Annotated in this window: 7 protein-coding genes and 2 pseudogenes; 5 read left to right on the forward strand and 4 right to left on the reverse strand. The window is 35.3% G+C overall.

From position 1 onward, the window contains the following. Window positions 1-25: 25 nt before the first annotated feature. The 4 genes and pseudogenes from SAGCYANO_RS28685 to SAGCYANO_RS28700 all read right to left on the reverse strand — a co-directional run. Window positions 26-244: pseudogene (locus SAGCYANO_RS28685) on the reverse strand (element excision factor XisI family protein); the annotation flags it as partial. Window positions 245-454: 210 nt separating this feature from the next. Then, window positions 455-1093 carry a transaldolase family protein gene (locus SAGCYANO_RS28690; protein ID WP_202223179.1) on the reverse strand — a complete coding sequence of 213 codons (639 nt, stop codon included), beginning with the start codon at window positions 1091-1093 and terminating at the stop codon, window positions 455-457. 306 nt (window positions 1094-1399) lie between these two features. After that, window positions 1400-2059, reverse strand: a complete 660-nt coding sequence (locus SAGCYANO_RS28695) for a vancomycin high temperature exclusion protein (protein WP_202223180.1) — start codon at window positions 2057-2059, stop codon at window positions 1400-1402. Window positions 2060-2683: 624 nt separating this feature from the next. Then, window positions 2684-3864, reverse strand: a pseudogene (locus SAGCYANO_RS28700) (quinone-dependent dihydroorotate dehydrogenase). Window positions 3865-4776: 912 nt separating this feature from the next. On the opposite strand from SAGCYANO_RS28700, the gene SAGCYANO_RS28705 reads away from it, so the two are divergent. From SAGCYANO_RS28705 to SAGCYANO_RS28725, 5 genes are all read left to right on the forward strand, one after another. Then, on the forward strand, window positions 4777-6078 hold the full coding sequence (locus tag SAGCYANO_RS28705; protein ID WP_202223181.1) for a GAF domain-containing protein: 1302 nt from the start codon (window positions 4777-4779) through the stop codon (window positions 6076-6078). After that, window positions 6075-6272, forward strand: coding sequence for a hypothetical protein (locus SAGCYANO_RS28710; protein WP_202223182.1), 198 nt, complete (start codon window positions 6075-6077; stop codon window positions 6270-6272). The genes SAGCYANO_RS28705 and SAGCYANO_RS28710 overlap by 4 nt, the downstream gene beginning before the upstream one ends. A gap of 247 nt (window positions 6273-6519) precedes the next feature. Then, window positions 6520-7791: an ATP-binding protein gene (locus SAGCYANO_RS28715; RefSeq protein WP_237396808.1), complete on the forward strand. Its 1272-nt coding sequence runs from the start codon at window positions 6520-6522 to the stop codon at window positions 7789-7791. Window positions 7792-8581: 790 nt separating this feature from the next. Then, a complete protein-coding gene (locus SAGCYANO_RS28720) occupies window positions 8582-10534 on the forward strand; it encodes a lipopolysaccharide assembly protein LapB (RefSeq protein ID WP_202223184.1) in 1953 nt (650 codons plus the stop codon). A 1154-nt stretch (window positions 10535-11688) separates the two neighbouring features. Next, on the forward strand, window positions 11689-12711 hold the full coding sequence (locus tag SAGCYANO_RS28725; protein WP_202223185.1) for a DUF3179 domain-containing protein: 1023 nt from the start codon (window positions 11689-11691) through the stop codon (window positions 12709-12711). Window positions 12712-12851 lie beyond the last annotated feature (140 nt).

The following is a 12851-nucleotide window of genomic DNA, read 5'->3' on the forward strand; positions in this document are numbered from 1 at the left end:
TTAACTGATTGGCAATTCCGATTTCTGTTCCATCTCTTTGAATCCATATTTTATTATCTCTTAAATCAACATGAATAATCACACCATAGATTCTTTTTTGTTCTTTCCAGCCAATATTTAAGACTTGGTAATGATGGCGTTTGGTGTCAAAAATAAGTTGAATTTCTGTGTTATTTTTTCCATCATTAACTGAATGTTCGGTGATAATTTTTTGGATAAGTTGAGAATAATTTATTCTTTCCATAATACGACTTCCTGTTTGATAGAATTAAAAATTAAGAGTTTAAATTGAAATAGCACTCAGCAGTCAGCGGTCAGCGGTCAGCTCTAAAGGCATATTATGGGTGACTCAAACCCCCATTACAGGCACACCACGCGCTTTTTCAAATAAGCTTGGGGGACTTCAACCCGCCGATTTGAGCTGATAGCTGATAGCTGATAGCTGATAGCTTATTTAATACATAATTCCCTTACCTTTTTCATTAAACTCTTTAAAAGTTTGCTCTGATAACTCCTGGGTAGTCATTGCTTTTAACACAGAAAATGGTAATGTCAGATGATTAGCACCTGCCAATAAAGTGGCCACAGCTTCATCAGGAGATTTTATACTTGCTGCTAAAATTTCTGTACCGCTACCCTGCACTACCTCAGCCATTTCCCGTACCAACTTTAAACCATCTCCCAATAATCTTGTTGCCCGGTTAACATAAGCGATCGCATATTTAGCACCCCCTTCTGCAGCTACTACTGCTTGAGCGGGATGATATATTCCAGTGACAGAACAACTAATTTCTCGATACAGATGAGATAGTGCTTGAAAACCAGTGGCAGTTGCCGGAATATTCAGAACTATTTTATGACCAATTAATTTCGATGCAGCTTTCGCTTCTGCCATCATGTCATCAAAATTAGTAGCAGTAAGTTGATAATATAGTTCTCCAGAAACAATTTCTGAAAGTTCTTTTAATGTAGCTTCTGGAGACAAATCGCTTTTTACTAACAAAGTAGGGTTAGTTGTCACACCAGATATCCAACCAAATTTACTGGCAACTCTAGCTTCTGTTACTATTGCTGAATCAAGATAAAGAACCATTTTTTCTCCTATTAAAATTAATCTGGAAAGTCTGAAGCTAATGGCTAATAGCTGACGACTGTTTGCGCAGCATTCCGGAGGAACTGCTTATATCATGTCCGGTTGAATACTTACACTTTGGAGGTCCGAAGGCAGGAGGCAACCCACCCCTAACCCCTCCCTGGAGGGGGAGGCAGAAGGGAAGAAAAGGCGCTCATGAGAAAAAGTTTTTTATCACTGATTATCCGGACATGATATTACTTCTAAATGCCTAATTCCCAATTCTAAATTCCCAATTCTAAATTCTAAATTCTAAATTCTAAATTCTTAACTAATTCCCTCAAAAGGTCCTAAAAAAGTAGGGCGAGGGCGAGTAATATGAACTTCCCATAATGCTTTTAATACTGCCAAAATTTCACGGGTTGAATAACGCCTCATGGAATCATTTCTAAACTTTCCCCAATCTGGCGTACCTAAACCTGTAGCATCTACTCCCAGTTGACGACAGGTATAAACTGCACGAGGTAAATGATAACGTTGAGTTACTAAAACTGCTTGGGTAATGCCAAATATTTCTTTAGCACGATAACAACTTTCATAAGTGCTAAAACCAGCATAATCTAAAGTAATATCATCAACAGATACACCACGGGAAATTGCATATTCTTCCATTGCCTTGACTTCATTATAATCAGGGGTGCCATTGTCACCAGTCATCAAAATTTTTTTTACACTACCAATGTTGTATAAATTAACGGCTCCTTGTACTCGATCCGCTAACATTGGTGTGGGAGTACCATCTTCCCATATTCCGGCCCCAAAAACTATAGCAATTGGTTGCTCTGGCACTTCTTCCGGGTTTTTGTATCGATATTTGCTTGTCGCTATTCTGACATAAATGTTTAAAGCTAGAGGAATTAGTAGCATTGTTAATATTAAAGCTAGAAAAATTAAGCGTTGATTGAGTAAAAATAATTTAGGTAACATAGGCAATAATTAATTAAAAAATAAATAGTATAGCAATTCCCAAAAAGAGTGAGGTACAAAATTTTTTGGTTCTAGGGAACAGGGAACAGGGAACAGGGAATAGGGAATAGAAGACAAATAAAGATAGGTGTACCTCATTAGGTTGAGAAACGCTATGTTTATTGAGAGATATTTCGAGTCACCTTGAAAGGGAGGTTCTATAAAACATCCCTTTATTCGTTTTCGCACCCATATATATGTAATATCATGTCCGGTTAAACAGTGATAAATAAATAACTACGGAGTCCTCAGGAGTCAACCCACCCCTCGCCCCTCCCCTCCCAACCCACCCTAACCCATCCCAGGAGGGGAGGGGAAGAAAGAAGAACAACTGGAGTTGAAGGAGAAAGTTTTTTTATAACTACAGGACTTACGCAGAGACACTAAATCCAGTGAGGGCGCAATTCGGAGCTTTGCGTTAGCAAATGCCATTCGCCCCTACAGATGGTGGTTTAACAGTCAATTTGCGTAAGTCCTGAACTAATTATCCGGACATGATATAAGTGTCAAAAACATCAACTTATATTAATTTTGACTTTTAACTTTTAACTTTTAACTTTTGACTTTTGACTTTTGACTTTTGATTTACTTTTGATGTGCCAAACCAATTGCTTCAGAAATAGAATTTAATCCTCTTTCATCTAACTTTTGCAATAATCCTTGGAGAATTTGTTTAACCATTCCCGGTCCTTGATAGACCCATCCTGTGTAAATTTGAATTAGACTTGCCCCCGCAGTAATTTTATCCCAAGCATCTTCTACAGTAAATATACCACCTACACCAATAATTGGTAATTTTCCTTGAGTTTCTTGCCAGATAAATTTAATTATTTCCGTCGATCTTTGAGTTAATGGCGCGCCACTAATTCCACCTGCTTCTTCACTGACAAGTCTACCAGTTTTAGCAATAATTTTAGTTTTTAATCCATCACGAGAAATAGTTGTATTAGTGGCAATAATTCCAGAAATTTGATATTGTTGAATTAGGTCTAGTATGGAAGCGATCGCTTCCTTTTCTAAATCTGGTGCAATCTTAACTAAAATTGGCTTAATGCCTTGATTTTCTCCTTGTAAATCTGCTAAAATGTTACTTAAATTTTCAGCATTTTGGAGGGAACGTAGCCCCGGAGTATTAGGAGAAGAAACATTGACGACAAAATAATCACCCCAATTTTTTAACAATCTAAAACTACCTAAATAATCGGTTGCTGCGGCCTCTAAAGATGTTATCTTGGATTTACCAATATTTATACCATAAGGAAAAAATTACGATTAAAATAATAATTATTCTCCCGTATGCTGAGAGTATCTGGAATATTTTTTCCTTGAGATTGTAATCTCATAGCTAAAGCAGCAGCACCTTGATTATTAAATCCCATTCTATTCAAAGCAGCTCGATCTATTGGCAAACGAAATAATCTTGGTTGAGGATTTCCCGGTTGTTCATGAAGAGTAACTGTACCAAGTTCAGCAAACCCAAAACCTAATTGAGGCAAGGCATTAATGGCCACACCATCTTTATCAAATCCTGCAGCTAAACCCACAGGATTTTTAAAGTTTAATCCCCATAAAGTTTGTTCTAGGCGAGTATCCTCAAAACATAAAGATTGTTGCATCATTGTCTGCAACCCATTTATTAGTTTACTAGAGGAATTAGTATCCATAAAACTGAGAATATTTAGGACTTGATGATGTACCCATTCTGGATCGGATTTTAATACAGAAAATAGAGTCGGAAATATGACAGAACGATAAATATTTAACACTTTATTCTCAATGGTAGTTGACAATTAAAAACTAAAAATGGGCGTTGGTAAATTAGGGTATGATATTAATCTTAATTACTTAAGAGTCAACCCACCCTAACCCCTCCCCCGACCGTGGAGGGGAGGGAAGAAAGAAAAAGAAATCAGGAATAGAAGGAGAAAGTTTTTTGTTTGCTGGCGCACAACGCACGTTAACGCGGAGTGCAGAACGGAGTTCTATCCCGCTCCGATCCGGACATGATATTATACATCTTTTCACCAACGCCATGAAAACTCAAATTTTGATCGAGTATAATATTAATATGATAGGACTCTTTGCGATCGAAGCATACTAATTAGTTCTTGATCGTCAATATATCATTTAGAGCGAGTGAACTTGAATATTACTGATAAATGAAAGAAACAGTAGAAAGAGTAGAGATATGCAAGGTTTCAACAAGATAATTTAATACAACCTCTCTTTTCGATCGCCAAAAACAAGATATTTTATTAATAATTGTTTATCTAAAGTTAATATAGCGTTTTTATCTGGGATGTGGAGACCAAGTGCGATGAAAAAGGTATGGAGGGAATAGTAAAGGAGGGAAAACAGCATTAAATAGTAGCAAACACAAGGATATAAGGTAATTTATCGGCGTACTTTTTTTTGATAAAAAACCTCAATCTATATTTACATCTCAAATAAAAACACTATATATATTAGTAAAAAATATTGAGAATATTATGGCCAGTTAAATACTGATAAATAAACAGTAATAGGGAGTGGCGAATATGGGTTATGAGGTCATAAATCAAGGAATAGAGCATAGAAATAGAAAGTTTTAGGTCGCTAATAAACTAATTAAACTGACATACTAGAATCTATTTCTTATCTTCTCAAAATAACTATTAAATAATGAGGATAATCCATCGATGTTCAAAAAAAATGAATCAGGAAAAAATCATAATAATCTGATTGCTTTAGAAAGCATAATTAGAGCAATTAGAGAAGAAGAAGATTTAGATATCCTCATTAAAAAAGTCATCAATTATCTCCAGTCAGAATTTGATTGTTGTTTGATTTGGGTATGTTTTTACGATCGATTAGCAAATAAAATAGTAGGCAAAGGAGGAATTACTCCCAATGGTGAAATTTCTGCTCTCAAACAAAAATTTACAATAAATCATGGAGATATATTAGAACAAGTATTACTGGAAAAAAAAGCAATTAAAGTTGCTGACTTAAGGGCAGAAAAGCAAGTTGGGGAATGGGTGAAAATAGCACAAACTTATCAGATTAAAGGTACAATTTTCTTTCCTATACATGACAAAGAAAAATGTTTTGGTATTGCCTTAATGGGTTCACAAGAGTGGGGAAGCTCTTTAGAGTCAGCAGAAAAAGCACTACTATCTTTAATTTGGGGCGAACTAGGGCAAACATTACAAAAAATAGAAAAAGAATGGCAACAGCAACAAGCAAAACGACCTGATGAACCAATACTCTCACTGCTATCTCAATTAGGAAAATTAACAACCCTAGACCGACGCCTCGAAACAGTTGCAGAAATAACTCATAAATTTTTACAGCCATCCCGCACAAATATTTACTGGTATTATCCCAATGGACGCTATTTTTGGCGTCGTGCGAGTAATCATCAAGTAATAGTAGAATGGAGCGACTTTAAACGTCCTGCTTCTGGCATTACATTGCAAGACTTAGGTGAATTCTATAATGTGCTATTAACTGGACAAATTATTTGCATCGGAGAATATCACACTTCTGTAGACAGCGATATTACTCGCAGACTTACCAGACAAATTAGAGCTACTTCCGTATTAGCAGCACCAATTATCTTAGAAGACGAACTATTAGGATTTATTGCCGTAGAAGAACAACACAACCGTCCATGGCAAGATGATGAAAAAAACTATTTGCAAGGAGTAGGTCAACTGCTAGCTTTAACTTCTCCCCTCTCAGAAATGGAGGATAAAATTCGTCAAGCTAAATTAGACCAAACCTTAACAGCAGGGATAACTCGTGCTATTTACGGTGATGATGATTGGCAAAAAACCCTAAAAACAACAGCAGAAAAAATATCTCAGCGCTTAGGTACTAAATATTTTATGTTGGCTATCTGCAACAGAGGACAGTTTGAAGTTGTTTATCAAAATCGTTCTACCCTAAGTCGAACAGTCAAAACTTCTCTACCCCCCCCCTCAGCAAGAAAGATATGACCTTGTTAGGCCGAAATACTGAAGTAGTAGGCATTGAAAATTGGTCAGAAAGTAATATATTGGGTGCTTGGCAGGAAAATTTTGAGAAACTAGGAGTACGTTCTCTTCTGTTGTGCAACACAATAGGAACTGGGCAACAGGAACAAGAAGAATTTATTACAAAAAAATCAAGGCGATCGGTACAACCAACCTGAAGGACTCGTAATTATTGGCGATGAAATCCCTCGCACCTGGAGTCGCAATGAACGAGAATTAGTACAAATTGTTAGTCAGCAGTTAGGTTTTCTCCTGCATCAAAAACATATTAATCAGATAATCAACAAGCAGCAGCAATATACGCAATATCTTCAGTCTGGTTTAACTACTTTACAACCAACGACAATACCCACAAATTCAACAAAAATATCGATCGATTCTTCCAACTCCTTATTATTACAAGAAGTGAAAAATTTGGAACCAGTGGGAGAACAGAGTGTATTAGGAAATTTATCACTGGACCATCTCGAACGAAATTTTCTCGAATTTATTGCTCAAGCAATTGTGGGAATAGCAGAGATAAACCTGCAAACTGTTCCCCTAGTTGGTTTAATTACCTGGTATCCAGTATCACAAACAGGTAGAGTTATGAGCTACAGTTATCTTGAGTCTCATATTACTAGCACTGACAAAATTTCGATACCAGTTCGCACTGATTCTTGGATTAAACAAATAATTTCCACAAATGGTTGGTTGCATCTGAGCGTGAGTGATGTACCAGCAAAAACTCTACGGTGGCTCAATATTCTTCATAGCGGTCAGGTCATTGCAACTGCTTTGCGTACTGCTGTTGAACATCAGCCAACTGGTATATTATTACTTGCAGACCCTCACAAAGTTTTATGGCAAAAAACAGAAGTGCCACAACCACAAAATTCTCCTACTGAAACTCTGAAAAATTTATTGACTCATTTGGTTTCTCAGTTTGCATGGTCGCGTCGCTATTTGATAGTCAAGACTACTTTGGAATCTCAGCGAGAGGAACTAGAGTGGTTGAATTGGTATAAACAAAGGCGTTTAGAAGAACTTTACCGTACTGTTGGTTCTGGTTTTAAACAGTTAAGTGAATTGAATTATACTCCATCAGAAAATCCAGCCCAACAGAAAAATGTGTTGACAAATCTACGTTATCAGCAATTACTACGGCAAATTGGGAATGTTTTATCATCTACTACTTCATTATTGAAGCAAGAAAAATGGCGTTTACAAGCAAATTTTGATGTTGTATCTGTAGCTAATTTGTTGAGGCGATCGCTCATTCGTATTGATTCCCAAGTTAAGAAAAGACAACTGCAATTAGAAGTTCATCGGGAAGGAAATTTGAATATTTATGGAGATAGTATTAAATTAGAATTAGTTGTTTACGAGCTTTTGATTAGTGCCTGTCGTCGTTCTCAAACAAGAGGAAAAATCGAGATTAAATGCCAAACTTTAGATGAAGAATGGTTAGAAATTTTTATCCTTGATACAGGTAAGATTAGCTCAAAATTAATAACAGAATTTAACTCCACTTCTATCCCAGATGTATTAGAACCTTCTCCATTAGTTTCGCCTCCAGGCAAGCATTTAATTATCTGTAGGCGAGTAATTCAACAAATGGGAGGAGAACTGGAGTTAAATTTACAAGAAAGTGGTTTAGTTGAAAGTAGGTTACTTTTACCCTTAGCTCACCTTTGATTTCTACAAAATTTGATATTTATATCATGTCCGGTTGAATAGTTATCAATAATCAAGGAGGAGTCAGGAGTCAGGAGTCAGGAGTCAGGAGGGAAAAAGAGGGAAGAAGAGGAGAAAGTTTTTTCATTAGACATCTCCAAAAATCAAAAATAAAATCAATTATCGTACAGAAATTATCAATTACTCCCCTCCTGGGAGGGGTTAGGGGTGGGTTCCCTATTCCCTATTCCCTATTCCCTATTCCCTATTCCCTATTCCCTCTTTTCTGGAGATGTCTATTACTAATTATCCGGACATGATATTACTTATAATCCTGAAAAGTGTTACAATGTAAAATTTAAACTAATTGACAGAAAAAGATAAATTCAAGCTCTTTGGCCTATTAGAGAATATTTGTCAAATAAATATTAAACTACATAGGGTGTGAAGTGTGTTATTTAAACCACACCTCCTACAGCACGCGGTGCCTGAGACATAAAGCCAACCATTATTCCAGAAATGGTAAGTGTCCCGTCACACACCCTACTTAATCAGCATATTAGTAAAAATTAAAAATCTTAGCTATGACTGACAAATACCAAGCAAACAATGTAGCTCAACTTATTTATACTACAGCTATTAGTGTAATTGAAGACTGTAGCAGTAAAATTTTTCTAATATTTTAGATGCTCATATTATTCAGTTTCAAGGTAATTCAATTATCCTGAATCCCACAGAGAACCAACAACTAAAAATAGCAATTGAACAGTTATATAGTAATTACAAAACAAAGCAAATATCACCATTACATATGGCCAATATAGATTTTCTTCTTGGTCGAGAGGAGTATGCTAATAATCAAATAGATCGAGCATTAGATAAATTTAAAAATAGCCTATTAATCTGGGAAGATAGTACAAAAATTTTACCAGGAGAAGTAGTTACTCAACAAATCAATGAAAGGTTAGAAAAAATAGGAGTTGTTCTCTTTCATATCGGATTATGTTATGAGCATCAAGGCAATTTAAACATTCCAGTAGAACAAAAAAATAATTCTTGGCAACAAGCAAAAAATAATTTTCAGCAAAGCTTAGATTTATTTGCTCAAATAGACCGACAAGAATTAGTAGCTAAATTCATCATTCAGCAAGGTGAAGTGCTAAAAAAATTAGAAGCATGGAGGGATCTATACAAGCTTGCTCAACACGCTTTAGAACTACATTTAACTTACGGTACAGAAGAGCAAATTGCTCAAGATTACGGATTTTTGGCTGAAGCAGCAATGCACGAGTCAAAATGGGACCACGCTAGTCAATTAGCAGAATTAGCAGTTGCCATTCAACATCAATCCGTGGACGATCCTCTAGAAATTGCACAATATCAGAATTCTTATTTCTCAATTTTAACTGAATCTCAAAGTAATTTAGAAGAGTGGCAAGCTACTGTTAATCAACTAGAAAAAGCGCGACGACAAACAAACCCCCATCATGATTTGCACTCTTATATTTCTATACTAAAAGCATTAAAAAAACTTTATTTTGACCAAGACCAATATGGAAAGTCTGCCAGAATTAAGGAAGAAAAATTACGCATCGAGCATCAATATGGATTAAAAGCTTTTATAGGAATAAATCCATTACAAGTACAACAAAATCCCAATAATAATCCGATAATTCCTAGAGAAATTAAAGTTTCCAGTCGTCTAGAAGACGTGAATAACTTAGTGGCAAGAATCAAAAGTCAGAAGCATAAACTAATAGTTATACATGGTGACTCTGGTGTGGGTAAAAGTTCTTTAATTAATTCTGGGTTAATACCTACTCTACTCGCAGAAAATTCAGAAGATAATCAAGCAATTTTACCCATACTACTACGAGTTTATACAGATTGGATGAGAAACTCTAACTCTGCAACTTGGAATCTAGAATATGTACTAGAAAAATTGCGTACAAACAATCAAAACAATAATGTAAAAGTATTAATTTTAGACCAGTTTGAAGAATTATTTACTGTCTGTCCTAAACCAGCTCAAAGACTACCACTTTATCAATTTTTATATGACTGTTTAAGATTGAATTGTGTCAAAGTAGTTTTATCTATCCAAACAAATTACTTACATTACTTATTAGAATGCGACCGCCTGACAAACTTAGAAGCAGTCATTAACTATGAAATTTTATCTAAGGAAATTCTTTACTACATAAGTAATTTTGAGCCAAATCAGGGTCAAGAAATTATTAAAAATCTAATTGAACCTGCTCAATTAAATTGGGAGCCAGATTTAATTTCTCAAGTAGTAAAAGATTTAAGTGCAGCAGATAATACAGTACACCCCATTGAATTGCAAGTAGTAGGTAGTCAGCTTCAAGAAGAAGCAATTACAACTGTTGAAGCATATCATAAATTAGGAGATAATCCAGTCCAAAAACTCACAATAAATTTTATAGATGGAGTCATAAAAGATTGTGGTTTTCTTAATGGACGAACAGCAATATCTGTCTTATACTTATTAACAGATGAACGTGGTACTCGCCCTCTAAAAAATTGTGTAGAATTAGCATCAGATTTATTAATGGAAACCAATAAATTAGATGTAGTTTTAGATGTATTAGTTGCTCGAGGATTAGTTTTACTGTTGCCAGATTTACCAGAAGATAGGTATCAATTAGCCCATAATTATTTAGTTCCTTTAGTTCGAGAACAGAAACAGGAAGGAGAAAAATCAATTTCTGAATTTGAATTTGAGAGAGATATGATGTATTGACATCTCTAGAAAAGAGGGAGTAGGGAGTAGGGGAGTAGGGGAGTAGGGAGTAGGGAGTAGGGAGTAGGGAGCAGGGGAGTAGGGAGTAGGGGAGTAGGGGAGTAGGGGAGTAGAGAGTAGGGAGTAGGGGAGTAGGGGAATAGGGGAGTAGAGGAGTAGGGAGTAGGGGAGTAGGAGATTGAATATTGAAATAATTATAGAATTATCAACATATATTATCAAAATAATTGGGTCGCGCAACCCCGCCTTTTAAGGCGAAATATTTTTGGAGAGAAGCTCAAATCCCCGTTACAAAAATAACTTCTGACTTCTGACTTCTGACTTCTGACTTCGTTAAATAACCGGATTCTATATGATAACTGAAATGACAAGATATAATTATTTATCTTAACTTCATTTTTAACTCAGTTTCATTTAAGGTATATACACCATTATTAAAATTGAAAATATTATAATTTTACCAAAAAATAAGGGTTATTTCAGTTATCAGTTATCAGTTATCACTTATCAGTACCTCCGATTAAAGTTGGAGGCTTGCAAATACTGAATTGAAGATTTTTTCATCCCCTTAAAAGGGGAGGCTTTAGACCTCATTTTTTGGTAAAAATACAGATAATTATCAATAAAATATTCAAACTCCAATATCAATAAACGAACCTGTTAAAAATATTATAGCAGTCACTATTACTGTATTTGACATATAAAAAGCTTAAAACTCAGACAATGCAAGATTTTTCCTTCTTATATCATGTCCGGTAACATCCTTTGTATATAGAATCAAGTCACAATTAAAAGAAACCTCTCTGTCTTCCTTCCACCAAAGTATAAGTATTCAAGCGGACGATATTACTTCTTACCGAATAATTAATAATTAAATAATTCGCGCCTTGAAGCATCCCCTTTTAAGGGGAAAAAAAGAAATAATATTTCCTTATATTCAATCAAGGACGGTTTTAACCAGAGGTAATTATCAATTATCAATTATCAATTAATTAATTCTTCCTTCTTACCGAAAAATTCATGTATAAAGCCTCTCCATTAATGGGGAAAAAAGAAAAAAAATCCTTTGATCGAATCCTCTTAACTTATAAGAATAGGTAATTCTAAATTCTAAATTCTAAATTCTAAATTCTTGAATTCTTCCTTATTGAATTATGAAAAAAATAGCTAAAATAATCCTTAATACTACTTTATTTGCTAGCTTGGGTTTGAGTTCTATAGTCGTACAAGCAGGTAGTTGGGATAACTTTAAAATTCGCTATTTTCATCTCACACAATATCTAAATAATCAAGATAGAGAACTCCAAGATATTCAAGCACAAAATCTCGACCCTCAGAAATATAGTCGAATTAATTTAGCTGAACTTTTGAACGGCGGACCCCCAAAAGATGGTATTCCTTCTATTGATAATCCAAAATTTGATACAGCTACAACAACACCTTTTTCTACTAATGAAACAGTAATTGGTATAGAAATAAACGGTGAGGCAGTTGCTTATCCTTTTGGCATTATGAATTGGCATGAAATTGTTAATGATACAGTCGGAGGAATGAATATTACTGTTTCTTATTGCCCTCTTTGTGACACGATAATCGCATTTGAACGTGGCAATACAACTTATGGAGTTTCTGGCAAACTTTATCAAAGTTGTTTAGTTATGTACGACCGTTCTAATGATACTCTTTATTCTCAACCTTGGGGTATTGGTATTCTTGGTCGGAATGTTAATAGTAATTTGAATAGAATTTCTGCGATTAAAACTACTCTGGGAAATTGGTTAGCAGCCCATCCTGATAGTAAGATTTTATCTACAAAAACAGGTTATAAACGTGACTATTTTAACTATCCTTACGGCAGCTACTATACTGATAAAATGTTGATTTTTCCAGTCAGAAATCAAGACCAAATTAACCAACATCCCAAAGCTATTATTAGTTATGTTTGGGAAGCAGACCGAGAAACACCTGAAAATTATTTCTCAGGTAATAGCGTTCAGTTTTTACACTCAGAAATTAAGCAAGTAAAAGAAAAAATTGTAGAATTTAATGGGCGAAAAATACGCGCTAAATGGGACAGTCAAATGCAAACCGTTATTGTTGAAGAATTCGATGGTACAACTATCCCTAGTTCCACAGCTTTCGCTTTTGTTTATCCAGCATTTTTTCCACAACAATAGCCATGTAGGGCCGAATGGCATTTGTCCTCACTTTGCTGTGAAATGGGCATCTTGCCCGTTCCCGTTCCCGTTCCTGGGAGGAGTTCTGAAAAGTCCCTTATGCTACATCCAAGCCCCCTAAATCCCCCAATTTTGGGGGA

The organism is Okeania sp. KiyG1 (assembly GCF_014132355.1).
Taxonomy (GTDB): domain Bacteria; phylum Cyanobacteriota; class Cyanobacteriia; order Cyanobacteriales; family Microcoleaceae; genus Okeania.

Coding starts and splice junctions, on each gene's coding strand:
- SAGCYANO_RS28710 (WP_202223182.1), top strand. CDS start 6,075: ATGACCTTGTTAGGCCGAAATACTGAAGTAGTAGGCATTGAAAATTGG.
- SAGCYANO_RS28695 (WP_202223180.1), bottom strand. CDS start 2,059: ATGTTACCTAAATTATTTTTACTCAATCAACGCTTAATTTTTCTAGCT.
- SAGCYANO_RS28720 (WP_202223184.1), top strand. CDS start 8,582: ATGGCCAATATAGATTTTCTTCTTGGTCGAGAGGAGTATGCTAATAAT.
- SAGCYANO_RS28705 (WP_202223181.1), top strand. CDS start 4,777: ATGTTCAAAAAAAATGAATCAGGAAAAAATCATAATAATCTGATTGCT.
- SAGCYANO_RS28690 (WP_202223179.1), bottom strand. CDS start 1,093: ATGGTTCTTTATCTTGATTCAGCAATAGTAACAGAAGCTAGAGTTGCC.
- SAGCYANO_RS28725 (WP_202223185.1), top strand. CDS start 11,689: ATGAAAAAAATAGCTAAAATAATCCTTAATACTACTTTATTTGCTAGC.